This is a genomic window from Nonomuraea sp. NPDC050404 (assembly GCF_040655495.1).
In the GTDB taxonomy this organism is placed as follows: Bacteria; Actinomycetota; Actinomycetes; order Streptosporangiales; family Streptosporangiaceae; genus Nonomuraea.
This window is the reverse complement of the sequence record NZ_JBFAKB010000020.1, coordinates 138,019-163,894: the sequence shown is the minus strand read 5'-3', so window position 1 is coordinate 163,894 and position 25,876 is coordinate 138,019. Positions and strand designations below refer to the sequence as shown.

Below are 25,876 nucleotides of genomic sequence, written 5' to 3'. Positions count from 1 at the left end.
ACTCGGAGGTACGACTTGTGACGGCCAGGACCGACACCATCCGCCTGTGGCCCGCGCGGGCCTACCGCGACACCTTCGCCCCGCAGGCGCCCGAACCCGCAGAGGGGGCCGAGCTGCCGCCGGGCTGGCACGGCCTCTACTTCCTGCCCGACCTCGCGCTCGACGCGCTCCGCCCCGACGGCACCCCGGCCCGCGACGGCGTCGTCCCCGACATCGACCTGCCGCGCCGCCTGTTCGCGGGGGAGGAGATGACCTTCCACCGCCCCATCCGCTTCGGCGAGCGGCTCGACCTCACCGTCACCCTCGAACAGCTCAAGGAGAAGGAGGGACGCAGCGGCAGGCTCGTGTTCGTGACGATCGCCAAGACGGTCGGGGACGCGGTCACCGTACGTCAGCACGATGTCTTCCTCGGCCCCACCGGCCCCGCCCTGCCAGGCCCGGGACCCGGCGACCTCGACTGGGAGGAACCTCTCGACCTGGGACCCATCCACCTGTTCCGGTATTCGGCGCTGACCTACAACAGCCACCTCATCCACTACAACGACCCGTGGACGCGCGAGGTCGAGCAGCAGCCGGGACTGCTCGTGCACGGGCCGCTCACCAGCATGCTGCTGCTCGACTTCGCCCTGCGGCGCAACCCCGGCCGGGTTCCCGCCACGTACTCCATGCGCGCTGTCGCGCCCGTCCACCTCGGGGCCCCGGTGCGGCTCGCCGGGCGGCCCGAGGGGGGCGGGGCACGGATGTGGGTCCTCGACGCGTCGGGCGGCGTGCTCGTCAGCGCGGAGATCACCTTCGGTTCTCAGGTTCCCGGTGCGGGCGTGGCCTGAAGGTAGGCCAGGACCGCCATGACCCGCCGGTTGTGGTCGTCGGACGGCGGCAGGCCGAGCTTGGCGAAGATGTTGTTCGTGTGCTTGCCGATCGCCTTGTCGGTGACCTGGAAGCGGGCGGCGATGGCCAGGTTGGACATGCCCTCCGCCATCAGTTCGAGCACCTCGCGCTCGCGCGCCGTCAGCGTGGCCAGCGGCTCGTCCCGGCCGTGGCGGGTCAGCAACTGGGTGACCACCTCCGGGTCCATCGCGGTGCCGCCCCCGGCCACCTGGCGGACCGCGTCGACGAACCGGTCGACGTCTCCCACCCGGTCCTTCAGCAGGTATCCGACCCCGCCGGACCGGTCGGACAGCAGTTCCCTGGCGTAGAGCTGCTCCACGTACTGCGACAGGATCAGCACCGGCAGCCCCGGGACCCGGCTGCGTGCCTCCAGCGCGGCGCGCAGCCCCTCGTCGGTGAAGCCGGGCGGCAGCCGCACGTCCACCACGGCCACGTCCGGGCGGTGCTCCACCAGCGCGCGCAGCAGCATGGGGCCGTTGTCGACCGCCTCCACCACGGTGAAGCCGTTCGCCGACAGCAGGCGGACCAGCCCGTCCCTCAGCAGCGCTAGATCTTCGGCGATGACAACGCGCACGGGAGCTCCATGGTCAGTTCGGTGGGGCCGCCGCGAGGGCTGCTCACGGTGAGCGAGCCGTCGAAGGCGGTCAGGCGATCGCGGATGCCGCGCAGGCCGGTGCCGCCGTCGTCGCGCGCCCCGCCGCCGCCGTTGTCGCCCACGGTCAGTTGCAGCCGGTCGGCCGAGAGCCGCAGCCGTACCCAGGCTCGGGAGGCGCCGCTGTGCTTGGTCACGTTGGTCAGCGCCTCGGCGGTGGCGAAGTACACGGCCGACTCGACGGGCGGCTGCAGCCGGCCGGGCAGGTCGATGTCGAGCTCCACGGGCATGGGGCACAGCAGCGCGGACGACTCGATGGCGCCGGCCAGGCCGCGGTCGGACAGTACCGGCGGATGGATGCCGCGTACCAGGTCACGCAGGTCCGTCAGGGCCTGGCCGGCGATCTCCCTGGCCTCGTCGATCATCCGCTGCCTCTCGTCGGGGTCGGGGCAGCCGCGGGCCAGGCCCAGGCTCATGCGGATGGCGATCAGCTGGGCCTGCGCGCCGTCGTGCAGGTCGCGTTCGATGCGGCGCAACTCGGCCGCGCGCGCGTCCACCACCGAGGCCCGCGACTCGGTCAGCTCCCTGATCCTGGCGTCCGGCGCGGTGGGCGGGTCCAGCAACACGCGCGTCAGCCGCGCCTGGCCGGTGCGGAGCAGAAGGATAGAGACGAGGATGAGCAGCGCGATGGCCACGACGGCGGTGCTCAGGGAGAACGTGTTCAGCCTGCTGGTCTCTATCGGCCTCAGCCGGTAGTAGACGTAGTCGAAGGCGGCCAGCAAGGCGAACTCCACCACCGGCGGGGCCGGACCCGCGACGCTGTGCACGGCCAGCCAGCGCAGCTCCCGCCGCCGCGCGGGTGGCCCGTGTTGTGTGCCCGGGGAGTTGTTCTCGCGCAGGACCCGGCTCGCCCAGCGGCGCTGGTACGCGGCCAGACGGTGGACGAGCGTGAGCACGCGGGCGAGCGGCCCCGTCCGGATCGCCGGGACGAACACGGCAACCGCCGACAGCAAGACGACCAGCAGGAACAGCCCGAGCGCGGCCAGGCCGGTGGCGGCGTTCAAGACGAGCGCCGCCAGAGCGGCCACCACGCTCATCACGTACGCGGGCGGGCGGGGCGGCTGACCCGGCACGCGCTCGGTCAGGCGGGCCATGCGCTCGTTCAGGTGGGCCATGCGCTTGTTCAGGCGGGTCAGCTGTTTCGACGCGCGCTTCAGCCGTTGCGGCACGCGCTTCAGCCGTTGCGGCACGCGCTTCAGCTGTTTCGGCACGCGCTCGGCGAGGCGGGGCAGCGCGTCGCCTGGTGGCCGTTCGCGGAGCGCGGGTCGTGTCCGGGTCACACTTCGTAGTCTGCCGTGTCCACGGGGAGGAGGCGGTGGGGCTGGCCCCACCCCGAGGGTTGCCCTTTCCCACCACCGGCGGTGGGCGGACGCCCATGGAGGCCGGGCCTGCGGGCCGGGACGCTGAAGACACCGCACCGCCGAGACCGACCGAGGGAGAGACGTGATCGAAGTAAAGGGCCTGACCATGCGGTACGGTCGCACGGTCGCCGTGGACGACCTGACCTTCACGGTGAAGCCGGGGCTGGTGACCGGATTCCTGGGTCCGAACGGCGCGGGCAAGTCCACGACGATGAGGGCCGTACTCGGCCTGGAGATCCCCGCCACGGGCGAGGCGCTGGTGGACGGGCGCGCCTACGTATCGTTGCGCCGGCCCATGCGCACGATGGGGGCGCTGCTGGACGCCGGGGCCGTGCACGGAGGCCGTACCGCCCGTGCCCATCTCGGCTGCCTGGCGCGCAGCAACGGCATCGGCGCCCGGCGGGTGAGCGCGGTGCTCGACCAGGTCGGCCTCGCGGACGTCGCGAACCGGCGGATCGGCGGGTTCTCCCTCGGCATGAAGCAGCGGCTCGGCATCGCCGCCGCGCTGCTCGGGGATCCGGCGGTGCTGATGTTCGACGAGCCGCTGAACGGGCTGGACCCGGAGGGCATCCGCTGGATCCGGGGCCTGCTGCGGTCGCTGGCGGCGGAGGGTCGTACCGTGTTGCTGTCCAGCCACCTGATGAACGAGCTGGCGCTCACCGCCGACCATGTCGTCGTCATCGGCCGCGGCAGGCTGATCGCCGACACGACCACGGAGGCGCTGGCCACCCGGTTCCAGCGCGACGTGCTCGTACGCGCCGCGTACCCGGAACGGCTCACGGAGCTCCTGCGCGCGCACGGCGCGATCGTCACCAGCGAGGGCGATTCCTTCTGCGTGCGGGGGATGGGCGTGGACCGGATCGGCGACCTCGCGCTCGGGGCGGGGATCGCGCTGCGGGAGCTCACACCGCGCAGCGCCTCCCTGGAGGAGGCGTTCATGGAGCTCACGGAGGACAGCATCGAGTACGGCGCCCTCCCGGCCACCGTAACGGCCTGACCCATCGCGCCTGGTCGCGGGCGCGCCGTGCTCCATCGCGCCCGGTTGTGGGAGCGGCGTGAGATGGGACCCTCCGCGCCCGGTTGTGGGAGCGGCGTGAGATGGGACCCTCCGCGCTCGATTCCGGGGCGAGTGTGGCAGCGGACCCGCTTGGGATTCTGTCGGTGGCGTAGGGCACCGTGGTGTCCCGTGAACGGCACTTCTGCTCTCTCCCCCGAAGCCCGGCGCGTGCACCACTACCTGACCGAGCCCGATGTCGGCTACCCCGCCCCATGGCCGGACGCGTCCCGGCTGACCGCGGTCGACCTGGGCCATCTGCTGCCTCTCGCGTACCGCACGCCGGGCGTGGGCGGTCCGGCCTTCTCGATGCGCGTGAGCGTCGAGGACGAGGTCAAGGAACGGCAGCCCGAGTTCACCCCCGAGTCCTGCGTGGCGCTGTACGAGGCGCTGGCCGCCGGTCTGGAAAAACGTAAGTGGGCCAACGTGTGCCTGGCGGCGGGGGCGTTGTTGCGATGCCCGGACGGGGCGCCGCTGGCCGAGTTGGAGGGGATCGCACGCGTGGTGACGGAGTTCATGGCCGCGCGGGAGCGATTCCAGGAGCCGTACGCGCTGCTGGCCGTGGCGGCGGTGGCCGGGATGGAAGAGGTGCCCGGAATGCCGGAAGACGAGCCGAGCTCGCTCGCGGCGGCCGAGCGTGAGCTGCTGCTGAGCCTCGACGCCGAGCACAGGGCGCTGCTGGCGGAGATCGCGCCACGCTCGTACGGGTCGCCGCCCGAGTTGCCGGGCGTGTGGGACCGGCTGTCGGGGTTGACCGTGTACGCGGACTTCGCCGCCGATGCCCTGCGGACCGCCGAGGCCCGGCTGGCCGCGATCCACGCCGGTGACCTGCCCTACCGCGCCGACAAGGCGTTCACGGCGGCCGAGGTGCCGGTGCTGGGCCGGGCGGTGCGGCTGGCACTGCACCGCGACCATCCGTGGTTGCCCGCACTGCTCGACAACCTGGTGACCCGCGCCGCCGTCGCGCCGACGGCCGCCAAGACGGCACCCTCGCAGGCACTGCTGTACGAGATCGCCCGCGCGGCCGAGCGCTTCCCCACGCCTGAGGCGATCACGGCACTGCGCACGGCCCGCGCCACGACTCGGCACGCCGGGATCATCAAACAGCTCGACCGCATGATCAAGAAGGCCGACCTGGCCCTGGCCGACCGCGTCGAGGTGGCCTTCCGCATGCCGGACCTGGGCTTCGGCCCCGGGGGATACCTGGAGGTGCCGCTAGGCCAGCACCGAGCAATAATCGCCCCCGCCACCACCGGCGCTGACGGCACGTCCAGTCGCGCCCGCAGCGCGGACGGCGCCGATGGCGTAGGCGGTGTGGGTCCCGGTGTGGGTGGTGGTGCGAGCGGCGCTGCGGTTGTCGGCGGCGCGACCAACGCGGGCAACGTGGACGGCGCGGCCAACACGGGCGGCGGGGGTGGTAGCGGCGAGTTCGAGCTGAGCTGGTGGCAGGGCGGCAAGCGGCTCAAGAGCGTGCCCGCCGCGGTGCGCAAGGAGCATCCCGAGGAGGTCAAACGGCTGCGCGAACTCGTCAAGCAGGTGCGTCGGCAGACGACGACGCTGTGCAGGGCGCTGGAGGCGGGGTTCGCCGGGGAGGTCTCCTGGCCCTATGAGACCTGGCGTAAACAGGTCGCCGAGCATCCGATCACCAGCGCCGTGGCGGCCAGGCTGATCTGGGAGATCGAGGTCGCTCCCGGCGACTGGCGCACCACCCCGGAATCGTTCGGCACACCGGCTCGACTCACCAGACTGAGCGAAGCGGCGGGGGCCGGCCCGGCGGACGAACTCGGCGGGCCGAACGAACCAGTCGCGGCCGGCACGGCGGGCCGGTCGGGCGGGAGTGGTGCGAGTGGTGAGTGGCGGGTGCGGTTGTGGCATCCGGGGCGGGCGCGGGTGGAGGAGGTGGCCCGGTGGCGGGGGATCGTGACCGAGGGGCGGGTCAAGCAGCCGTTCAAGCAGGCGTTTCGTGAGGTCTATCCGCTGACGCCGGCCGAGGAGGAGACTGCGACGTACTCCAACCGGTTCGCGGCGCACGTCGTGGAGTATCGGCGGTTGTATGCGCTGTTCAAGGGTCGCGGCTGGCAGACGAAGATGCTGGGTCCGTGGGACGGTGGCGATGAGGCCGATGCCGAGCGGGTGTTGGCGGAGGGTCGTTGGCGGGCGTCTCTGCACCACCGCTATCTGTACGACGCGCCGGGCGAATACGCGGCCACCGGCCGGGTGCGTTTCCACCGGCGTGGCGACGGCGGCGGGTGGGAGGAGGCGGCCCTGGCTGAGGTGCCGCCGCTGGTGTTCGGCGAGGCCATGCGGGATGTGGACCTGTTCGTGGCGGTGACTTCGATCGCGGCCGATCCCGAGTGGGCCGACCGCGAGAACGGCCAGCCCTTCGGCGACTGGGACCTTGGCGGCTACTGGCGCGACCACGCTTTCGGTTCGCTGCAGCCCTCGGGGGAGGTGCGTCGCGACGCGGTGGCCCGCATCCTGCCGCGCCTGGCCATCGCCGACCGCTGCACGCTGACCGACCGGTTCCTGGTCGTCCGCGGAGACCTGCGGACGTACAGTATCCACCTCGGTAGCGGCAACATCCTCATGCAGCCCGGCGACGTGTACCTGTGCATCGTCTCCGCGCCCGGCCGCACCGAGCGGCTGTTCCTGCCCTTCGAGGAGGACGACCGACTGGCGCTCATCCTCAGCAAGGCCCTCCTTCTCGCCCGCGACACGGAGATCACCGACGGGAGCATCCTCACCCAGATCAAGGGCTGACCGCGTCGGGCGGCGGTTGTCACCCAGGTCCAGGGACGAGCGACATCGGGTGGGCCGCCGCCACCTGACCCGTATCGGGCGGGTTGTCGCCGCCCAGGTCGAGGGCTGATCCGCGTCAGGCGGATGGTGCGGTTGTGGGCGTCAGGGGTGGGGGGAGGTCGGGGAGAGGGCGGGTGGTGTCCTGTCTGTGAGGTTCGCGGGGTGGGAGTTGGCGGTCGTGAATTTGTCGATCATTAGGCTAGCCTTACCTAACCATTGCGGTCATACTTGTCGTGCCAACGTCACAAGCACGACGAGAGGAGCCGTTTTCTTGGCGCGTCATCAGGCAAGTTCCAGAACCGTCGCAGGATTACGGGCATCCGTCGTAGCCCTCGCCCTCACCCTGCTAGCGGCATGCGGTGGTGGCGGCGGAGACGGCGGCCAGAACGCCTCGCCATCCGGGAACGCGTCCGCGAAGCAACAGGACACGGGTGCGTTCCCCGTGACCATCAAGCACGGCGCGGGCACCGCGACCATCGAGAAGGCGCCCACCCGCGTCGTCGCCCTCAGCACCGGCTGGGTGGACGCGACGCTCGCGCTCGGCGTGGTGCCGGTCGCCGCCAACCGGTGGAGCACCACCCGGCCCGTCTTCGCCCCGTGGAACAAGGAGCTGAACGAGGCACAGACCACGCCGATCAACACCGTGGCCGACATCTCCGTCGAGGAGATCGCCAAGCTGCGCCCGGATGTCATCTTCGGTTCCTACCAGGTCACCTCGAACAAGAACCTGTACGCGGCGCTCAACCAGATCGCGCCCACCATCGGCATCATCGGCCAGGACAACCAGGACGGCACCTGGCAGGAGATCCTGCGTACGGTCGGCAAGGTCCTGGGCAAGAGCACGGAGGCGGAGGCCGCCGTGACCAAGGCCGAGGCGGACCTGGCGAACGTGGCGAACGTGCACCCGGGCCTCAAGGGCAAGACGGTCCAGTACGTGGTGCTGCGCCAGCCCGGCACCGTGCAGGCCGGCGCCAAGGCCAACGACCATCTGGTCAGGTTCTTCCAGACCATGGGGTTAGGCCCGGCACCGGGGCTGGTCGCGCTGGAGGAGAAGGGCGGTGAGACCGGGTTCCTCAGCTATGAGCAACTCGGCGCGCTCGACGGTGACGTGATGTTCATCGGCGGCTTCAGTGACAAGGAAATGACCGACTTCGAGAAGTCCGAACTGTTTAAGAAGATCCCCACCGTCAAGGACGGCACCTACCTGGTGCTGGACGCGGAGAAGATCGGCGCGATGCGTACACCGACAGTCCGTAACATCCCCTACCTCCTGGAGGCCATGCGACCCGCGCTGGAAAAGGCCGGAAGCCAGTGAATCCCGCCCATCGGGGCGGCGCCGCGTTGCGCGGCGCCGCCTTGGTGGCGGCCTGTGCCGTCCTGGCGCTGGTGTGCCTGCTCAGCGTCGGCCTGGGCGCGATGCAGATGTCGCCCGCCACGGTGATCTCGGCGTTCCTGACGCCCGACGACTCCTACTCGGCCCTCATCGTCACCTCCATGCGCGTACCCAGGACGCTCGTGGGGCTGATCGCCGGCGCCGCGCTCGGCGCGGCCGGGGCGCTGATGCAGTCCATGACCCGCAACCCGCTCGCCGACCCCGGCCTGCTCGGCGTCAACGCCGGCGCCGCCACGGCCGTGGTCTTCGCCGTGGCCTTCCTCGGCCTGGACGACCTCATCTCCTACGTGTGGTTCTCCTTCGCGGGCGCGATGGCGATCTCGCTGCTGGTGTACGCGATCAGCACGGCAGGCCGCGGCGGCGCCACCCCCGTACGGCTGGCACTGGCGGGCACCGCCATCAGCGTGGTGCTGACCTCGCTCATCCAGGCCGTGCTGCTGATCGAGCCCGTCACCTTCGACCGCTACCGCTTCTGGGCCGTCGGCGCGCTGGCCGGGCGGGACCTGTCGGTCGTCGTGCAGGTGCTGCCGTTCGTCCTGATCGGGCTGGTGATCGCGCTGCTGCTCGCGCCCTCGCTCAACGTCCTGGCCCTCGGCGACGACGGGGCGCGGGCGCTCGGGCTGCGGATCGGCCGTACACGGGTGCTCGGCGCGCTGGCGGTCACGCTGCTGTGCGGGGGAGCGACGGCGGCGGCCGGGCCGATCGCGTTCGTGGGGCTCGCGGTGCCGCACATGGTGCGCTCGTTCACCGGCCCCGACCAGCGCTGGCTCCTGCCCTTCAGCATGGTCACGGCGCCCATCCTGCTGCTCGGCGCCGACCTGGCGGGCCGCCTGCTGGCCCGGCCGAGCGAACTGGAGGTGGGCCTGCTCACCGCCGCGCTCGGCGCGCCGGTGCTGATGTGGCTCGTACGCAGGCGAAGGATCGCACAACTGTGAACCACGCGGCCACGACCCCTCAGACGAAGGCGGCTCCCCGGGAAGCGGAGCGGCCCCGCTCGGCAGTGCGCCTGTTCGGCGAGCGGGTCTCGCTCCGCCTGAACGTCCGGCCGCTGGTGGTGTGCGTGTTCCTGGCCGTGGCCGCGGCGGCTCTCGGCCTGGTGGCGCTCGCGCTTGGCGACTACCCCATCCCGCTCGCGGAACTGCCGTCCCTGCTGACCGGCGGCGGCCACGGCGGGGACCGTTTCATCGTCGTCGGCCTGCGCCTGCCGCGCCTGCTGTGCGGGCTGCTCATCGGCGCCGGCCTCGGCGCGAGCGGCGCCATCTTCCAGAGCCTGACCCGCAACCCGCTGGCCAGCCCCGACATCATCGGGTTCACCACCGGCGCGGCCACCGGCGGCATCCTGGTCATCGTGTTGCTGGCCGGCGACTCCGGCCAGGTCGCGATCGGCGCGCTGATCGCGGGTGCGGTGGTCTCGCTGCTCGTGTACGTGATGTCGTTCAAGCGCGGCGTGCAGGGTTACCGGCTGATCCTCATGGGCATCGCCATGACCTCGGTGCTCGTCTCGGTCAACAGCTACCTGCTGACCAGGGCGGAGCTGGAGATCGCCGCCAACGCCCAGCGCTGGCTGATCGGCTCGCTGAACGGCGTCGCCTGGACCGACGTCGGCGTCCTCATGGTGGTGCCCGTCGTTCTGCTGCCGCTGGCGATGCTGATGGGCGGCCGGCTGCGGCTGCTGGAACTCGGCGACGAGCACGCGCGCGGCCTGGGCCTGTCGGTGGAGCGGACCCGGCTGGGGCTGGTGCTGGTGTCGGTGTCCATGACGGCCGTGGCGACGGCGGCGGCCGGGCCCATCGCGTTCGTCGCGCTGGCCGCGCCGCAACTGGCCCGCAGGCTGACCCGCACGGGCGGCGAGGGCCTGGCGTCCTCGGCCCTCATGGGCGCGCTGCTGCTGGTCGGGGCCGACATCGCCGCCCAGTGGGTGTTGCCGGGCGTGCAGTTGCCCGTGGGGATCCTGACCGGCGTCATCGGCGGCCTGTACCTGGTGCTGCTGCTGACCTCCCAGTGGCGGGCGGGCCGCGGATGAACGACCACACGACGGCCACCGGGACCTCGCCGCGAATGAACGACAACACAACGGCCGCCGCCGGCCCGGAGGCCGCCGGGACCTCGCCGCGACGGGCCGCGCGTGACCTGCTGCGCTGGTGCCTGCGGGTCGAAGGGCCCGCCATCGCGGCGGCGACCGCGCTCACCACGCTCTGGCAACTCGCCATCGTGTCGCTGCCCCTGTCCGTACGGCGGGCATTGGACGACGGGCTCGTCGCCGGGAACCGTTCCGCCCTGTTCGCCTGGAGCGCGGTGATCGCGGTCACCGGCGTGGTCGCCTGGGCCGCCCAGCATGCCGGCCAGCGCCTGGAGTACCTGGCGGGCGCCCGCGTGATCGTACGGCTGCGCCGCCGCCTGTCCGACCACCTGCTCGGCCTCGACACCGCAACGGCGGGCACGTACGGCAGGGGCGACCTGCAGGCGCGCAACTCCCACGATATGGACCTGGTCTGGATCTGGGTGGGCGGCACGGTCGCGGTCCCGCAACTCGTCATCGGGCTGGGCACGGTCATCGGGGCCGTGGCGCTGCTCGACTGGCGGCCCGCGCTGGTGTGCGCGGCCACGGTGGCGGCCGTGCTCGGGACGAACGTCGTGTTCGGCCGCACGCTCGCCACCCGCAGCGCGGCACTCGCGCAGGCGCACGGCAGGCGCGCCGACCTCGTGGACGACCTGGTCTCCGGCCATCTGACCATCAGGGGCGCGGGCGGGGAGGCGGCGCTGGTGCGCGCGCACCACACCCGCAGCGCCGAGGTACGCGACACGGCATTGGCCATGGGGCGGGTGGGGGCCAACTGGTCGGCCGTGTCCTCCTTCCTGCCGCTGCTGGCGATCGCGGCCGGCGTCGCGGTCGCGGTGCCCGCCGTACAGGCCGGGACGATGACCGTCGGGGGGCTGGCCGCGTTCGCGTCGTGGATGTTGCTGCTCACCAGCACCGCCACCACGCTCTCCGTACGGCTGTCGCAGCGCGCCCAGGCCGTCGAGGCCGCCACCAGGATCGCCGAACTCCTCGCCACCCCCTCCGCGACGGAACAGCCCCAGTCCGCGGAACCGGTGCACGGGCCGGTCGAGGTGGTGGGCGTGACGGTCGAGCGCGAGGGCCGCACCCTGCTCGGGCCGGTCGCCTTCACGGTGGGGACCGGCGCGTTCGCCGTGATCACCGGCCCGGTCGCGGCCGGCAAGTCCACCCTCCTGACCCTCCTCGTACGGCTGCGCGAGCCCACCCGAGGCCACCTCCGATACGGCGGAACCGACCTGCGCGACCTCGACCCAGCCGCGCTGCGGCGGCGCGTCACCCTGGTACCCCAGCGGCCGGTGCTGATCTCGGGCACCCTCACCGACAACCTGACCCTCGGCCTGCCGGACCCGCCGGACCCCGGAACGCTGCGGGCGGCCTGCCGGGCGGCGGCGATCCTCGACGAGATCGACGCGCTGCCGGACGGCCTGGACACCGTGATCGGCGAGGGCGGGACCACGCTGTCCGGCGGCCAGCGACGTCGGGTGGCGCTGGCCGCAGCCCTGCTGCGCCGCCCCGACGTGCTCCTGCTCGACGACGTGACCTCCGCGGTGGACGAGCCGACCGAGGAGGCGATGCTGGCGGGCGTACGCGACTGGCTCGGCCCCGGCGCGACCGTCATCGCGGTCACCCACCGGCCGGCCGTGCTGCGCGCCGCGACCCAGCTGATCCCGATCACACCCCCGGCCAAGGACAACGAAGGTGATGGCAGTGGCTGAGGTGGCGCTTCTCACCGACACGCCGTCCAGGCGCGGCCTGCTCCGGGCGGGGCTGCCGTACCTGCGGCCCCAGTTCGCCAGGATCGCGGGAGGCATCGCGGCGAGCCTGGCCGCGACCGCCTGCGTGGCACTCGTCCCCGCCGTCGTCGGCGCCCTGACCACCGCCGTCCTCGACGCCTCCGGCGGCACGGCGGAACGGGTGGCCGCGCTCACCCTCCTCCTGCCGGCCCTGGCCGTCGCCCACCTGCTGCTGCGGCGGGCCGGTGACCTGCTGCTCAGCCAGGCGGGCGAGCGCGTGGTGGCCGGGCTGCGGGACAAGGCGGTCGAACACCTGGCGGCGGCCCCGCTGCGCTTCACGGAGAGCCATCCCGTCGGCGAGCTGGTCGGGCGGGCCACCGCCGAGATCTCCGAACTGGCCACGTTCGTCCGCCAGCAACTGCCCGCCCTCCTCGCCTCCACCGGCTACCTGCTCGTGGGCGGCTACGTGCTGGTGTCGCGCTCGTGGCCGCTGGCGTTGCTGCTGTTCGGCGCCTTCATGCCGCCCGCCCTGTACGTGTTGCGCCGCTTCCGTGCCCGCTCGGCCGAGGCGTGGGACGACGAGGCCGTCACCCAGGCGAAGGTGTCGGCCACGTTCGCCGAAGGGCTGGAGGCGCGCGAGACGCTGCAACTGGCCGGCGCCAGGCGGGAGTGGGACCGCCGGTACGCGGCCGACAACGACGGGCTGCTGGCCAGCATCGTGCGTACCACGCGGGCGCTCAACACCATGACCGCCGTGCAGTTCTTCGAGTGCCTGACCATCGCCGGGGTGATCCTGCTCGGCGGGCTGCTGACCGGCGGCGGCCCCGAGGGGGTGGGGACCGTGGTGGTGTTCGTGTTGTCGTCCAGGGGCATGTTCGACTCCTTCATGGAGCTGACCCGCCTGGCGGGGGCCGTCCAGCGGACGCGCGTCGGGGTCGCGCGGGTGCTCGACCTGCTGAACACCACGGCCCAGCCGCCGCGACCGGCCGGGCCGCGCGGGGCGAAACCCCTCTCGAAGGGCCTGGAGGTGCGGCAGGTCTGGTTCGGGTACGGGCCGGACGCCGACGTGCTGCGCGACGTGACGCTGACCGTGCCTCCTGGCGACCGGGTGGTGATCGTCGGTGCCACGGGGGCGGGCAAGAGCACCCTCGCCAAGATCATGGCCGGCCTGTACGCGCCCGATCGCGGGCGGGTGTTCCACGACGGGACGGATCTCGCCGAGCTGCCTCCTGGTGAGCTGCGGCGACGCGTCGTCCTCGTGCCGCAGGACGTACAGACCCTCAGGGGCACGATCGCCGACAACCTCACGATCGCGGACGGCGAAGGCGTCGTCGAGGTCGTCGAGCGGCTCGGGCTGGGGGAGTGGCTGCGCGCGCTGCCCGACGGGCTCGACACCCCGACCGGGCCGCGCGGCGCCCTGCTGTCCGCCGGGGAACGCCAGCTCATCGGTCTTATCAGGGCGGCCCTGCTCGACCCCGCCGTCCTCGTGCTCGACGAGGCCACCGCCGACGTGGACCCGGCCACCTCGGCGCTCATCGAGGGCGCGCTGGAACGGCAGGCGGGCGAGCGCACGCTCATCGTGATCGCCCACCGCCGGGCCACCATTGACCGTTTCACCCGGCGGATCCATATCAGCCGGGGCGCCGCCGCCCCGTACCCGATAGCAGAGGAGAGCAGATGAGAGACGACCTGTACCTGGCCGAGGTCCTGCGCGCCCGCCACGTGACGCCCCAGATGATCAGGGTCACGCTCGGCGGCCCCGGCCTGCACGGCTACGAGAGCAGCGGGATCGCCGACGAGTACTTCAAGATGTTCTTCCCCGCCCCCGGGCAGGCCGCGCCGGTGCTGCCCGACGTCGTGGAGGGCCGCTGGGTCTATCCCGAGGGGGCCGTGGAGCCGGTGTTGCGGACCTACACCGTGCGCAGGTTTGACGCCGCCGCAGGTGAGATGGACGTGGACTTCGTGGTGCATCGGGGCGGGGTGGCGGCCCCGTGGGCGATCAAGGCCGCGCCCGGCGACAAGGTGGGGCTGTCGGCCGCGCACGGCATCTACCGGCCGCCCGCCGACACGACCCTGCGGGTGATCGCCGGCGACGCCACCGCGCTGCCCGCCGTCGGCCGCATCGTGGAGGAACTGCCCGCCGGAGCCAGGGCCGTGGTGTACGCCGAGGTGGCGGGGCCGGAGGAGCGGCAGTCGTTCGACACCGAAGGCGACGCCGAGATCACCTGGTTGTACCCGGGCGGCGGCCTGACCCTCCAGGACGCCGTCAAGCGCCACGACGACGCCGGCGAGCACTCCTACACGTGGGCCGGGGGCGAGGCGAGCGCGATGCGGGAGATCCGCCGCCACCTGCGCCACGACCGTGGCCTGCCGAACGAGCGCCACAGCACGCTCGGCTACTGGCGTCCCGCCGCCGAGGAGTGGCAGCGCCGCTTCGAGAAGGTCGCGCCCGAGGTCAGGGCGAGGGTGGCGCGGGCCCGCGACCTGGGCAGGGACAGCGAGGAGTGCCAGGACGAGTTCGACGCGGCCCTCCAGGCGGCCGGCCTGTAACCAACCGGCGACGGGCCCGGGAACTGCGGGCCCGCAACCCCTACTTCGGCCGGTTACGCAGTTGGCGCAGCCCGATGGAGGCGATGACGGCGGCGGCGACGAACACGATGGGCCCGATGATCGCCCAGGTGGCCACGCCGGTCATCGGGCTGCCGCCGACCATGCCCAGCCCCTGCAACGTCCACACCAGACCGGTCACGGCGAGCAGAGCGCCGACCACGATCAGAATCCAAGCCCTCACCGTTGCACACCTCCGTCCGCCGCCGGCCCGTCCCGCTCCGGGAGGCCGGCGGCTGCGTCCATGCGGGCATCGTAGCCCCGCCCGCGCGCCCGCATCAGGGCTGATTTCGCCGCAGCAGGTACGTGTCCATGATCCAGCCCTTGCGCGCCCGCGCCTGCGCCCGCAACTCGCGGATGCGCTCCCCGACCTCGGAGACCGGCCCCGACACCAGGATCTCGTCGGGTGTGCCCAGGTAGGCGCCCCAGTGGATGGAGTAGTCGTCGAGTCCGGCGAAGGAGCAGTGGGCGTCGAGCATGACGACCACGTCGTCGGCGGTGGGGCCGTGCTCGGCCAGGCGGCGGCCGGTGGTGAGGTGCACGGGGCGTCCGACCTGGGTGAGGCTGGTGCGGTGGGCGGCCGTGAGCGCGGCCACGCTGCTGATGCCCGGGATGACCTGGTAGTCGAACGCGACCTGCCCGCGCCCGAGTATCTCCTCGACGATGGACAGCGTGCTGTCGTACACGCCGGGGTCGCCCCACACCAGGAACGCCCCGGTCTCCCCCTCGGCCAGCTCGTCGCGGATGAGCGCCTCGCACGCCAGCGCCCGCCGCGAACGCCAGTCGTCCACGGCGGCCGTGTAGGCGGCGGCGTCCCGGTCCCGCTCGGGGTCGCGCGCCTCGGCGATCCGGTACGGCGCCCGGCCGTGCCCGGCGATCAGATCCAGTCTGAGCTGGATGAGATCGTGCTTGACCTCGCCCTTGTCGACGATGAAGAACACGTCCGCGGCGGCGATGGCCTTGGCCGCCTGCAGGGTGAGATGGTCGGGATCGCCTGCGCCGATGCCGATGATGAGTAGCCGCTTCACCCGTAAAGTGTGCCAAAGCGCGTGGCCGGTTGCGGCCACCCTGCCGTCCCGGGATGGACGGGCCAGGGGCGGAGCACCGATGCTGGTGGTGCGGAACGCCGTCCTGACCACCGGGAGAACCTCATGAGAATTCGCCGTGCCCTCGCCTGCGCCGCGGGTCTGGTCGCGTTGATGGCGCTGGGCGCCGTACCGGCGCAGGCGGACAGCCCGTCGTGCCCGTCCCTGGCGGCGAACGTGGTCCGCACGCCGCAGGGGGCCATGGTGCTGGCCGACGGCGAGTCGGGCGCCAAGCGCCCGGTGTGACCGGCCGCCCCCGCCGGTGCGGATCAGCGCTCGCGGCGGGGGACAGCCCGGCCGTCAGGCGGTCGGGATCCAGACGCGCATGGCTCCGGGGCCGCGGTTCGCCCAGGCGTGGTAGGGGATGGCGGTGAAGGTGACCGGGGTGCCGTTCCCGACGGACGCGTCGTGGGGGACGTACAGGTCGGGTTCGAGCGGCCGGACCACGCCGGACAGACGCAGTTGCACGGGGGTCAGGTCGCTCTGCGCGTGATCCTCGGCGATGCCGGCGGCCGGGTCCAGGCGCAGTTGCTCGACCAGGATGCCGTCGGGCAGGTCGGCCTGTTCGACGCAGTACACGATCGGGCCGCGCATGACCGCCACGCAGCCGCGTACGGCATCGACGCGGTCGTCGGCGCGCACCAGGCGCGGGGTCATCGGCAACGTCAGGCGCACCGTGGCGCCGTCCTCGCAGGACACGCGCAGGTACTCGCCCGGGGTGGGCTCGGCGAGCACCTGGCCGCCGGTCACCGCGACGGTCGCGCCGTGCGCCCAGGCCGGCACGCGCACGGCCAGGTCGCCGGCCCCGGCGACGGTCACCAGCACGCCGCCGTCCCACGGGTAGCCGGTCTCGACGGTCGCGGTCAGGGACTCGCCGGCGAACGTGCCCGCGGTGAGCAGGTGGAGCTGGAGCCCGGAGGCGTCCGAGGTCGCCGCGTAGCCGTGCAGTGAGGCGAGCAGGCGGGCCAGGTTCGGCGGGCAGCAGGCGCAGCCGTACCAGGGCAGGCGCTCGCTGGGCGAGTCCTCGTGGGAGCCGTCGTGGCCGGTGCGCAGTTGCAGCGGGTTGGAGTAGAAGAAGTTGGTGCCGGTGCGGTCGGTCGAGGCGGCGATCGCGTTGAGCAGCGCGCGTTCCATCTCCTCGGCGTAGCGGGCCTGCCCGGTGGCCAGCAACATGCGCCAGCACCACTGCAGGGCGGCGATGGAGGCGCAGGTCTCGGCGTAGGCGCGGTCCGGGGGCAGCTCGAAGGGGTCGCCGTAGGACTCGTCGCGGTGGCGGGAGCCGTGCCCGCCGATGAGGTACATCTTGCTGCCGAAGGCGCTGTCCCAGAGTTGTTCCATCGCCCGCAGCAGCGTCTCGTCGCCGTTTTCGAGGTAGAGGTCGGTGACGCCGGCGGCCAGGTAGAGCTGGCGCACCGAGTGCCCGATGGCCTCGGTGGCCTCCCGTACGGGGAGGTGGTCCTGGAAGTACTGCGAGCCGAACCTGGCGGCGGCCAGCGTGCGCCGCCCGCGCCGCTCGACCTGGAGCTCGGCCGCGCGCAGGTAGGACTGCTCGCCCGTAACGCGGTAGAGCTCGATCAGCGCGGTCTCCACCTCGGCGTGCCCGTCGATGACCGGTTCGCCGTCCTCGCCGAAGTCGCGTACGACCATGTCGGCGATGCGCCGGGCGACCGCGAGGAAACGCTCGTCGCCGCTGCCCCGGTGCAGCGCGACGGCGGCCTGCATGAGGTGCCCGGCGCAGTAGAGCTCGTGGGTGTGCTCGGGGTTGCTGAACGGCACCTGCTCCGGATTGCCCTGGACGTAGCTGTTGAGGTAGCCGTTCGGGCGCTGCACCCGTTCGAGCAGGCCGGCCACCTCAGACAGCAGGCCGGCCCAGCGCTCGGTGCCGGAGCGCCCCGCCTCCCAGCCGATGGCCTCAAGGACCTTGTACAGGTCGGAGTCGGCGAACCACGGGCCCTGGAAGGCTCCCCGCGGCTCGCCGTCCTGGCCGGCCTCGGCGAGGCGGCGGAAGTTCGCGATGGTGCCGGTACGTTCCACGTTGTCCACGCAGTGCGGGATGGTGGCGGCGGCGTTGAGCTCCTGCCAGCCGCCGAGCAGCGACTCGGGATCCAGCCGCACCGCGCTCAACGGCAGGGGTCCAAGGCGCGCGGGCCGTCTCGGCACGGCCGGCCCCAGGATCGGTCGGTGCCGCGTGTCCTGAGCATGCGTGTTCATTATATCCCCTTAAAACAAGTAGGAAATGTTGACTTATGCGGAAGGGTGACCTAGCGTCGTGAGCATGAGCCAGGGCCTCCTGCTGACCGCGCGCCCCTACGTGGACTTCTGCCACGTCACCAGCGCGCAGTGTCGTTGATCGCGAACCCGTAGCCCGCCTTTCACCCTCATGCTCCCGGCGTGGCCGATGCCGCCCACGCCCCACGCCCACGCTTTCCGCACGCTCCGGTCATTACCGGCGCGCCCCGTGAGCATGCCTTTTGTGAGGAAATTTCGTGATCAGAACGTCCATGACCTCAGACCGCGCCACCAGGACGGGGGCGCCCGCATGACCGACACGCTGCCCGACGCGCTGACTGACACGCTGCCCGACGCGCTGCCCGACTCACTGACTGGTCGGGCCGTCGCCGCCGACACGTTCCGCCAGGCGCTGGCCGTGCACGCCAGCGGCGTCGTGGTGATCACCGCGCAGCACGGCGGCGTCCCCGTCGGGCTGACCGCCACCTCCTTCTCCTCGGTCAGCCTCGATCCGCCGCTCGTCTCCTTCTACGTGGACCGTTCCTCGGCCACCTGGCCCAGCCTCGGCGCCGCCGACCACTTCGCGGTCAACATCCTGGGCAGCGACCAGTCGGAGGTGGCCGCCAGGTTCGCGCGCAAGGGCATCGACCGGTTCGCGCCGCCCACCCGCTGGCAGCCGGGTCCGCTGGGCGCGCCGCTGCTGCGCGACGTGTGCGCGCACCTGATCTGCCTGCCGTACGAGCGGGCCGAGGTCGGCGACCACATCCTGGTCGTCGGGCTGGTCGCCGAGGCCGGCACGCACAGCGCCGGCCGCCCCCTGCTCTACCACCAGGGCCGCTTCGGCCGCTTCCTGGCCCACCCCAACTCCTGACGAAACCCGGAGAAGAGCCCGTGTCCATCACCACGCACCCGCCGGCGTACGCGAGCCCGGTCGATCACGTCGCGTACGGCGAGTACGGCCCCGGCCGCCTGCACCTGTCGGCCGGCTGGAACCGCCCCACCTACCCCTTCCAGGACCGGATCACCGCCGACGGCTCCAGCGGCTACCGCGCCGAACCCGGCCGCTACCACCTCTACGTCTCCTGGGCCTGCCCCTACGCCCACCGCGCCGCCATCGTCCGCAGGCTGCTGGGCCTGGAGGAGGTGATCTCGTTGTCGTACGTGGACGACGAGCGCGACGGCCGGGGCTGGGCCTTCAGGGAACGCAGGGGTTCCGACCCCGTCAACGGCTTCACCCTGCTGGAGCAGGCCTACGACGCCACCGAGAAGGGCTACCCGGGCCACATCTCCGTACCGGTGCTCTGGGACAGGGAGCACGGCAGGATCGTCAGCAACCACTTCCCCGACATCACGATCGACCTGGTCACCCAGTTCGAGCAGTGGGCCGACCCGTCGATCGACCTCTACCCGCAGCCGTGGCGTCCGGAGATCAACAAGCTGAACGCGATGATCTACCACGACGTCAACACCGGCGTCACCCGCTTCACCCACGCCTACGGAGAGGAGCGCGAGAAGGGGCACAGCCGGGTCGTGTCCGCCCTGCAATGGCTGGACGAGCGGCTGGGCGGGCGCCGCTACCTGGTCGGGGACACGCTGAGCGAGGCCGACGTGCGGCTGTGGGTGACGCTGGCCAGGTACGACTCCCACTACAACCGCGACGGCCTGATCACCGACTGGGACCTGTCCGGCTTCGAGCACCTGTGGGGCTACGCCCGCGACCTCTACCGGCGCCCGGCCTTCCGCGAGACGACCGAGGGCCTGCCCGCCGCCTGGGACGCCCCGCACGGGCGGGACCGATGACCGTACGCAGACAGGTCCACCTGGCCGCCCACTTCCCCGGCGTGAACAACACCACCGTCTGGACCGACCCGCGCTCCGGCAGCCAGATCGACTTCGCCTCCTTCATCCACCTGGCCAGGACGGCCGAGCGCGGCAGGCTCGACTTCTTCTTCCTGGCGGAGGGGCTGCGGCTGCGCGAGCTCAAGGGCCGCATCCACGACCTGGACGTGGTGGGCCGGCCGGAGTCGCTGACCGTGCTCAGCGCGCTGGCCGCCGTGACGCACCGCCTCGGCCTGGCCGGCACCGTCAACGCCACCTACAACGAGCCGTACGAGCTGGCCAGGCGCCTGTCCACGCTCGACCACCTGAGCGGCGGCCGGGCCGCGTGGAACGTGGTGACCACCTCCGACGCCTTCACCGGCGAGAACTTCCGGCGCGGCGGCTACCTCGACCGCGCCGACCGGTACGAGCGCGCCGCCGAGTTCGTCCGCCTGTCGCGCGAGTGGTGGGACTCCTGGCAGCCGGACGCGGTGCTCGCCGACCAGGGCGCGGGGCGGTTCCTGCGCCGGGACGCCATCGGCACGGTCGCGCACCGGGGCCCGCACTTCTCCGTCGAGGGCCGCTTCACGCTGCCCCGGGGACCGCAGGGCCATCCGGTCATCATCCAGGCGGGCGACTCCGCCGAGGGCAGGGAGTTCGCCGCCGCCCAGGCCGACGTGATCTTCAGCAGGCACGGCACGCTGGAGGACGGCAAGCGTTTCTACGCCGACGTCAAGGGCCGCCTGGCCAGGTACGGCCGAGAGCCGCACCAGCTCAAGATCATGCCCGGCGTGACGTTCGCGCTCGGCGACACCGAGGAGGACGCCGCCGAGAACGCCGCCGAGATCCGCCGCGGGCAGGTCGGGCCGCAGACCGCGATCGCCTTCCTGGAGCAGGTGTGGGGCCGCGACATGTCGGCCTATGACCCGGACGGGCCGCTGCCCGACATCGAGCCCGACCTGTCCGACGACGTCTCCCGGGGACGGGTGGCGATCAAGGACAGGGGGGCCGTGGCCGCCAAGTGGCGGGCACTGGCGCAGGAGAAGAGCCTGACGATCCGCGAGCTGGTCATCGAGGTGACCGGCCGGCAGACGTTCGTCGGCACCCCGGCGACCGTGGCCAGGCTGATCGACGAGCACGTGCAGGCGGGCGCCGCCGACGGATTCATCCTCGTGCCGCACCTGACACCCGGCGGGCTGGACGACTTCGTGGACCGGGTGGTGCCGGTGTTGCAGGAGCGCGGCGTCTTCCGTACCGACTACGCCGGGACCACCCTGCGCGAACACCTGGAGCTGACGTGAGCTTGCATCTGGCCGTGGCGCTGGACGGCGCCGGCTGGCATCCGGCCGCCTGGCGGGAGCCGAGCGCCGCGCCGCGCGCCCTGTTCTCGGCCCGCTACTGGGCCGGGCTGGTCACCGAGGCCGAGCGGGGGCTGCTCGACTTCGTCACCATCGAGGACGCGCTGGGCCCGCAGTCCACCCTGCCCGACGGCCCTGACGACCGCACCGACCAGGTACGGGGCCGCTTCGACGCGGTGCTGCTCGCCGCCAGGCTGGCCCCGCTCACGCATCGGATCGGGCTGGTGCCGACCGCCACCACCACGCACACGGAACCGTTCCACGTGGCCGTCGGCATCGCCACTCTTGACCACGTCAGCGGCGGGCGCGCGGGGTGGCGGCCGCAGATCTCCGCGCGGGCCTCGGAGGCCGGGCACTTCGGGCGCAGACGGTTCCCGCCGCGGAACCGGTCCGGCGGGCTCGGCCTGCACGCCGATCCGCACGTGCGCGCCCTGTTCGCCGAGGCGGGCGACGCGGTGGAGACGGCGCGGCGGCTCTGGGACAGCTGGGAGGACGACGCCGAGATCCGCGACGAGGCCACCGGCCGGTTCATCGACCGCGACAAGTTGCACTACATCGACTTCGCCGGGGAGTTCTTCTCCGTCAAGGGGCCGTCCATCACGCCGCGCCCGCCGCAGGGTCAGCCCGTGGTGGCGGCGCTGGCACACGCGCGGCTGCCGTACGAGTTCGCCGCGGCGCACGCCGACGTCGTGTTCGTCACCCCGCGCTCGGCCGACGAGGCCCGCGCCATCGTGACCGAGGTCAGAGAGCTGTCACCGGAAGTGAAGATCTTCGCCGACCTGGTCGTGTTCCTGGGCGAGCACGCGGACCGGCGCAAGGCGCGTCTGGACGAGCTGGACGGGGCCGAACTCGTCTCCGACGCCGCCATCTTCACCGGGCACGTGCGGGAGCTGGCCGACCTGCTGCTGACCTTCCGCGACGCCGGAATCCAGGGGTTCCGGCTGCGTCCCGGGGCGGTGCCGTACGACCTGTGGCAGATCACCTCCGGGCTGACGGCCGAGCTGCGGGCGCGGCAGCAGTTCAGGAGCAGGTACGAGACGGACACCCTGCGCGGCCTGCTGGGCCTGCCGCGCCCGGTGAGCCGGTACGCGGAGGCGAGATGAAGTTCCTGCTCATCACACTGATCACGCACACCGGCGACAAGTCCACGACGGAACGGTTCCGCGAGGTCGTCGACAACGCGGTGCTGGCCGAGGAGCTCGGCTTCGACGGGTACGGGGTGGGGGAGCGGCACGAACGCCCGTTCATCTCCTCCTCACCGCCGGTCGTGCTCAGCCACATCGCCGCCAGGACCTCCAGGATCAGGCTGTTCACCGCGGTCACCACGCTGAGCCTGCTGGACCCGGTCCGGGCCTTCGAGGACTACGCCACGCTCGACCACCTGTCCGGCGGCCGGCTCGAACTGATCATCGGCAAGGGCAACGGCGCGGCGCAGGCCGAGTTGTTCCACGTCACGGCCGAGGATCAGTGGGAGCGCAACCGGGAATCGTACGAGCTGTTCCGCCGCCTGTGGCGGGAGGACAAGGTCACCTGGCAGGGCAGGTTCCGGCCGCCGCTGAGCGAGGCCGAGACCTGGCCGCGACCGCTGCAACGGCCGATCAGGGTCTGGCACGGCAGCGCGACCAGCAAGGAGTCGGTGGACCTGGCCGCCAGGTACGGCGACCCGCTGTTCTCGGCGAACGTCAGCAACCCCATCGACCCCTACGCCGAACTGGTCGAGCACTACCGCGAACGCTGGGCGCACTACGGGCACGACCCGGCCGGCGCGCTGGTGGGGGCCGGGTCTGCGGGCTACTACGCGGCCAGGACCTCGCAGGAGGCGATCGCCGCGTACCGGCCGATCTTCGACGCCCGCGTGGACTTCCAGCGCCGGCTCGGCCTCCCGATCGTCTTCCCGACCCTGGAGGACGCCATCGAGCGAAGCTCCATCCTGGTCGGCAGCCCGCAGCAGATCATCGACAAGGTGCTGCGGTACCACAAACGGTTCGGGCACGAGGTCATGCACCTGCACGCCGACGCCGACGGCCTCACTCCGGGGCGGCACCGCGACGCGCTGGAGCTGTTCCAGGCCGAGATCGCGCCCGTGTTGCGGGCGGAGATCCTCAGCAGGCCATTCCCCGTCACTCCTGGAGCCGCCGTATGACGCTGTCCATCCTGGACCTCGCGCCGATCGTGTCCGGCGGCACCGCCGCCGGCGCGCTGCGCAACACCATCGACCTGGCCCGCCACGCCGAACGGTTCGGCTACCGCCGCTACTGGGTGGCCGAGCACCACTTCGCGCCCGGAGTGGCCAGTTCCGCGCCCGCGGTGCTCATCGGCCTGATCGCCGCGGCCACCGCCACGATCAGGGTGGGGTCCGGGGCCGTGCAACTCGGCCATCAGACGCCGCTGTCGGTGGTGGAGCAGTTCGGGCTCATCGACGCGCTGCACCCGGGTCGGCTCGACCTGGGAATAGGCCGCTCCGGACAACGCCGCACCGAACGCACGGACACCAAGCCGGGTGGCGGGGCGCGGACGGTTGACGGGCTGCTCATTCCGCCGCCGTTCGACTTCTCCAAGATCATGAACCACCCGCAGCTCGTCCACTACGCGACGCTGCTCCAGCAGCCCGGCGCCCAGACGCCGGACTTCGCCGGCCAGATCGACGACGTGCTCGCCTTCCTGGGAGGCACCCACGAGGCGCATGCCGTCCCCGGCGAGGGCGCCGACCTGCAGTTGTGGATCCTCGGCAGCAGCGCGGGGCAGAGCGCGCAGGTGGCGGGGGAGCGCGGGCTGCCGTTCGCGGCCAACTACCACGTCAGCCCGGCCACCGTGCTGGAGGCCGTGGAGGCGTACAGGAAGGCGTTCAAGCCGTCGGACGAACTGGACGAACCGTACGTCATCGTCTCCGCCGACGCGGTCGTCGCCGAGGACGAGGGCAGGGCGCGCGAGCTGGCCTCCCCCTACGGGCTGTGGGTGCGCAGCATCAGGACCGGCGCGGGTGCCATGCCGTACCCGACGCCGGCCGAGGCCGCCGCCCACACCTGGACGGAACAGGACAGGGAGCTGGTGGCGGACCGGGTCTCCACCCAGTTCGCCGGCACGCCCGAGCAGGTCGCCGGGCGGCTGCGCGTGTTGCGCCGGGTGACCGGGGCCGACGAACTCCTGGTCACCACCATCACGCACGATCATGAGGACCGGGTGCGCTCGTACGAGCTGCTCGCGCGGGCCTGGAGCCGCACGTGAGGCGCCTGATCCCCGTCCTGCTGCTGGCCCTGGCCGCGTGCGGCGCGCAGCCCGCCCCAAACGCCGAAGCCGCCACGCTGACCTGGGCCATCGAGACGCAGCCGATCACCTTCAACCCGCAGCTCTGGTCGCAGAACAAGGTCAGGATGCTGGTGTTCAACCAGTTCGACGCGCTCGTCGCGCGCGCCGAGGACGGCTCGTTCCGGCCGTGGCTGGCCAGGTCGTGGGAGGTGTCGGAGGACGGCCGCACCTACACCCTGCACCTGCGCGACGACGTCACCTTTCACGACGGCGCCAAGTTCGACGCCGCCTCGGTCAAGGCCAACCTCGAACAGTTCCTGGTGCCCGGATACAACCCGGCGGTGGCCGCGATCCAGCTCCGGGCGTTCAAGGGGGCGAAGGTGCTCTCGCCGACCGTCCTGGAGATCACGCTCAAGGAGCCGGACGCGCTGTTCCTCGATTTCCTCGCCTCGCCGTACGCCGGGCAGATCTCACCGAGGTCGCTGAAGGCGGCCAAGGACCTCAAGTTCGGCGGGCGGGACCTGGTCGGCACGGGCCCGTTCATCCTCGACCGGTACGTCCAGGGCCAGGAGATCCACTACCGCCGTAACCCCGCCTACCGGTGGCCGCCCGCCTCGGCCGCGCACCGGGGGCCCGCCCACCTGTCCGAGATCACCTACCGGCTCCTGCCCGAGGCCGCGGTCCGGGTCGGCGCGCTCACCTCCGGGCAGGTGCAGGTCATCGAGGGCGTCCCCGCCACCGAGGTCGCCCTCATCAAGAAGGACCCGACTCTGGCCCTGCACACCTCGCTCAACTCCGGCACCTCCTACTCCTACTACTTCAACACTTCACACCCGCCCTTCGACGACCGGCGCGTACGCGAGGCGTTCCGTGAGGCCGTGGACCTGGACGCGGTGCTGCGCTCGGTCTACCGGGGCACCGCGACCAGGGCGTGGAGCGTCGTCGGCAAGCGCAGCCCCTTCTACGACGCCACGCTGGAGCGGACCTACGGCGGCGACGTGGCCAAGGCCAACGCGCTGCTGGACGCGGCGGGCTGGAAGGGACGCGACGCCGAGGGCTACCGGACCAAGGACGGCAAGCGGCTCACCGTGCGCGAGGTCTCCTCCGCGCCGTTCGTCCGCGACCGCCGCGACGTGCTCAGCCAGGCCGTCCAGGCGCAGGTCAAGCAGAACGCCGGCATCGACCTGCAGGTCAGGATCGTCGATCAGGGCAGCGCGCAGAAGGCCGTGGACGACGACCAGTACGAGATCTTCGGCAACTCGCGCGGCGACTCCGACGCGGGCGCCGCGCTCAACCTCATCCTGCCGGAGAAGGGCGCCATCAACCGCACCCGCTTCGCCGATCCGCGCGTGGACAAGTGGCTGGCCACCGCCTCGGCCGTCTCGACGCAGGCCGAGCGCGGGAAGCTCTACGCCAAGGTGCAGCGGGCGGCCGTGGCCGGCAACGCCATCGTCTTCCCGCTCTACGTGCCCGCCGACCAGATCGCCGCCGCCAGGAGTGTGCAGGGCGTCGGCTTCGACCCGGCCTCCGGCACCCCGGCAGGCGCGTACGACGTCCGGCTCGGCACATGACCGCGCGGCCTGCCGCGCTGTTG

22 protein-coding genes are annotated in these 25,876 nt (G+C 72.2%); 17 read left to right on the top strand and 5 right to left on the bottom strand.

The window, feature by feature from the left end:
- Nucleotides 1–17: 17 nt before the first annotated feature.
- Nucleotides 18–827, top strand: a complete 810-nt coding sequence (locus tag AB0I81_RS42980) for a MaoC family dehydratase N-terminal domain-containing protein (protein WP_360670121.1) — start codon at nucleotides 18–20, stop codon at nucleotides 825–827.
- Here AB0I81_RS42980 and AB0I81_RS42975 read toward each other — a convergent pair.
- Together AB0I81_RS42975 and AB0I81_RS42970 are read right to left on the bottom strand one after the other, a co-directional pair.
- On the bottom strand, nucleotides 800–1,462 hold the full coding sequence (locus tag AB0I81_RS42975; RefSeq protein ID WP_360670118.1) for a response regulator transcription factor: 663 nt from the start codon (nucleotides 1,460–1,462) through the stop codon (nucleotides 800–802). The genes AB0I81_RS42980 and AB0I81_RS42975 overlap by 28 nt on opposite strands.
- The gene (locus AB0I81_RS42970; protein ID WP_360670115.1) at nucleotides 1,435–2,820 is read right to left on the bottom strand and encodes a histidine kinase; all 1,386 of its coding nucleotides are present in this window, start codon (nucleotides 2,818–2,820) and stop codon (nucleotides 1,435–1,437) included. The genes AB0I81_RS42975 and AB0I81_RS42970 overlap by 28 nt, the downstream gene beginning before the upstream one ends.
- Before the next feature lie 163 nt (nucleotides 2,821–2,983).
- Between AB0I81_RS42970 and AB0I81_RS42965 the strand changes: the two genes are divergently transcribed.
- The 8 genes from AB0I81_RS42965 to AB0I81_RS42930 all read left to right on the top strand — a co-directional run bounded on the left by AB0I81_RS42965 (nucleotide 2,984) and on the right by AB0I81_RS42930 (nucleotide 14,489).
- Nucleotides 2,984–3,898 carry an ATP-binding cassette domain-containing protein gene (locus AB0I81_RS42965; protein WP_360670112.1) on the top strand — a complete coding sequence of 305 codons (915 nt, stop codon included), beginning with the start codon at nucleotides 2,984–2,986 and terminating at the stop codon, nucleotides 3,896–3,898.
- Nucleotides 3,899–4,087: 189 nt separating this feature from the next.
- Nucleotides 4,088–6,715, top strand: a complete 2,628-nt coding sequence (locus AB0I81_RS42960) for a DUF4132 domain-containing protein (RefSeq protein WP_360670109.1) — start codon at nucleotides 4,088–4,090, stop codon at nucleotides 6,713–6,715.
- 481 nt (nucleotides 6,716–7,196) lie between these two features.
- Nucleotides 7,197–8,069, top strand: a complete 873-nt coding sequence (locus AB0I81_RS42955) for an ABC transporter substrate-binding protein (RefSeq protein ID WP_360670106.1) — start codon at nucleotides 7,197–7,199, stop codon at nucleotides 8,067–8,069.
- Complete coding sequence (locus AB0I81_RS42950) at nucleotides 8,066–9,082, top strand: iron chelate uptake ABC transporter family permease subunit (protein ID WP_360670103.1); 1,017 nt, start codon at nucleotides 8,066–8,068, stop codon at nucleotides 9,080–9,082. Before AB0I81_RS42955 ends, AB0I81_RS42950 begins: the two co-directional genes overlap by 4 nt.
- On the top strand, nucleotides 9,079–10,170 hold the full coding sequence (locus tag AB0I81_RS42945; protein ID WP_360670101.1) for an iron chelate uptake ABC transporter family permease subunit: 1,092 nt from the start codon (nucleotides 9,079–9,081) through the stop codon (nucleotides 10,168–10,170). The genes AB0I81_RS42950 and AB0I81_RS42945 overlap by 4 nt, the downstream gene beginning before the upstream one ends.
- A gap of 35 nt (nucleotides 10,171–10,205) precedes the next feature.
- The gene (locus AB0I81_RS42940; RefSeq protein WP_360670098.1) at nucleotides 10,206–11,921 is read left to right on the top strand and encodes an ABC transporter ATP-binding protein; all 1,716 of its coding nucleotides are present in this window, start codon (nucleotides 10,206–10,208) and stop codon (nucleotides 11,919–11,921) included.
- The gene (locus AB0I81_RS42935) at nucleotides 11,914–13,620 is read left to right on the top strand and encodes an ABC transporter ATP-binding protein (protein ID WP_360670095.1); all 1,707 of its coding nucleotides are present in this window, start codon (nucleotides 11,914–11,916) and stop codon (nucleotides 13,618–13,620) included. Before AB0I81_RS42940 ends, AB0I81_RS42935 begins: the two co-directional genes overlap by 8 nt.
- On the top strand, nucleotides 13,617–14,489 hold the full coding sequence (locus AB0I81_RS42930; protein ID WP_360670092.1) for a siderophore-interacting protein: 873 nt from the start codon (nucleotides 13,617–13,619) through the stop codon (nucleotides 14,487–14,489). The genes AB0I81_RS42935 and AB0I81_RS42930 overlap by 4 nt, the downstream gene beginning before the upstream one ends.
- A 40-nt stretch (nucleotides 14,490–14,529) precedes the next feature.
- On the opposite strand, the gene AB0I81_RS42925 is transcribed toward AB0I81_RS42930, so the two are convergent.
- The gene (locus AB0I81_RS42925; RefSeq protein ID WP_360670089.1) at nucleotides 14,530–14,730 is read right to left on the bottom strand and encodes a hypothetical protein; all 201 of its coding nucleotides are present in this window, start codon (nucleotides 14,728–14,730) and stop codon (nucleotides 14,530–14,532) included.
- A gap of 94 nt (nucleotides 14,731–14,824) precedes the next feature.
- Nucleotides 14,825–15,574 (bottom strand): precorrin-6A synthase (deacetylating), encoded by a 750-nt coding sequence (gene cobF, locus AB0I81_RS42920; protein WP_360670086.1) that lies wholly within the window; start codon nucleotides 15,572–15,574, stop codon nucleotides 14,825–14,827.
- A 123-nt stretch (nucleotides 15,575–15,697) separates the two neighbouring features.
- Here cobF and AB0I81_RS42915 point away from each other — a divergent pair, with 123 nt between their 5' ends.
- Nucleotides 15,698–15,877: a hypothetical protein gene (locus AB0I81_RS42915; protein WP_360670083.1), complete on the top strand. Its 180-nt coding sequence runs from the start codon at nucleotides 15,698–15,700 to the stop codon at nucleotides 15,875–15,877.
- A 54-nt stretch (nucleotides 15,878–15,931) separates the two neighbouring features.
- Here the strand turns inward: AB0I81_RS42915 and AB0I81_RS42910 are convergent, their stop codons facing one another.
- Nucleotides 15,932–17,746 (bottom strand): beta-L-arabinofuranosidase domain-containing protein, encoded by a 1,815-nt coding sequence (locus tag AB0I81_RS42910; RefSeq protein ID WP_360670343.1) that lies wholly within the window; start codon nucleotides 17,744–17,746, stop codon nucleotides 15,932–15,934.
- A 424-nt stretch (nucleotides 17,747–18,170) separates the two neighbouring features.
- On the opposite strand from AB0I81_RS42910, the gene AB0I81_RS42905 reads away from it, so the two are divergent.
- From AB0I81_RS42905 to AB0I81_RS42875, 7 genes are read left to right on the top strand one after another with little or no spacing between them, the layout of a single operon-like run.
- Nucleotides 18,171–18,731, top strand: a complete 561-nt coding sequence (locus AB0I81_RS42905) for a flavin reductase family protein (RefSeq protein ID WP_360670080.1) — start codon at nucleotides 18,171–18,173, stop codon at nucleotides 18,729–18,731.
- 20 nt (nucleotides 18,732–18,751) lie between these two features.
- Nucleotides 18,752–19,660, top strand: coding sequence for a glutathione S-transferase C-terminal domain-containing protein (locus tag AB0I81_RS42900; RefSeq protein ID WP_360670077.1), 909 nt, complete (start codon nucleotides 18,752–18,754; stop codon nucleotides 19,658–19,660).
- A complete protein-coding gene (locus AB0I81_RS42895) occupies nucleotides 19,657–20,979 on the top strand; it encodes an NtaA/DmoA family FMN-dependent monooxygenase (protein WP_360670075.1) in 1,323 nt (440 codons plus the stop codon). The genes AB0I81_RS42900 and AB0I81_RS42895 overlap by 4 nt, the downstream gene beginning before the upstream one ends.
- Entirely contained in the window at nucleotides 20,976–22,139 is a 1,164-nt protein-coding gene (locus tag AB0I81_RS42890) for an LLM class flavin-dependent oxidoreductase (protein ID WP_360670072.1), read from the top strand. The genes AB0I81_RS42895 and AB0I81_RS42890 overlap by 4 nt, the downstream gene beginning before the upstream one ends.
- Nucleotides 22,136–23,179 (top strand): LLM class flavin-dependent oxidoreductase, encoded by a 1,044-nt coding sequence (locus AB0I81_RS42885; protein WP_360670069.1) that lies wholly within the window; start codon nucleotides 22,136–22,138, stop codon nucleotides 23,177–23,179. Before AB0I81_RS42890 ends, AB0I81_RS42885 begins: the two co-directional genes overlap by 4 nt.
- Complete coding sequence (locus AB0I81_RS42880; RefSeq protein WP_360670066.1) at nucleotides 23,176–24,261, top strand: LLM class flavin-dependent oxidoreductase; 1,086 nt, start codon at nucleotides 23,176–23,178, stop codon at nucleotides 24,259–24,261. Before AB0I81_RS42885 ends, AB0I81_RS42880 begins: the two co-directional genes overlap by 4 nt.
- A complete protein-coding gene (locus tag AB0I81_RS42875) occupies nucleotides 24,258–25,853 on the top strand; it encodes an ABC transporter substrate-binding protein (protein WP_360670063.1) in 1,596 nt (531 codons plus the stop codon). Before AB0I81_RS42880 ends, AB0I81_RS42875 begins: the two co-directional genes overlap by 4 nt.
- The last annotated feature ends 23 nt before the right edge of the window (nucleotides 25,854–25,876 follow it).

What these genes read in the sequence shown, in the direction of transcription:
- AB0I81_RS42895 (WP_360670075.1), top strand. Translation starts at nt 19,657, where the DNA reads ATGACCGTACGCAGACAGGTCCACCTGGCCGCCCACTTCCCCGGCGTG.
- AB0I81_RS42915 (WP_360670083.1), top strand. Translation starts at nt 15,698, where the DNA reads ATGAGAATTCGCCGTGCCCTCGCCTGCGCCGCGGGTCTGGTCGCGTTG.
- AB0I81_RS42880 (WP_360670066.1), top strand. Translation starts at nt 23,176, where the DNA reads ATGACGCTGTCCATCCTGGACCTCGCGCCGATCGTGTCCGGCGGCACC.
- AB0I81_RS42940 (WP_360670098.1), top strand. Translation starts at nt 10,206, where the DNA reads ATGAACGACAACACAACGGCCGCCGCCGGCCCGGAGGCCGCCGGGACC.
- AB0I81_RS42930 (WP_360670092.1), top strand. Translation starts at nt 13,617, where the DNA reads ATGAGAGACGACCTGTACCTGGCCGAGGTCCTGCGCGCCCGCCACGTG.
- AB0I81_RS42905 (WP_360670080.1), top strand. Translation starts at nt 18,171, where the DNA reads ATGACCGACACGCTGCCCGACGCGCTGACTGACACGCTGCCCGACGCG.
- AB0I81_RS42885 (WP_360670069.1), top strand. Translation starts at nt 22,136, where the DNA reads ATGAAGTTCCTGCTCATCACACTGATCACGCACACCGGCGACAAGTCC.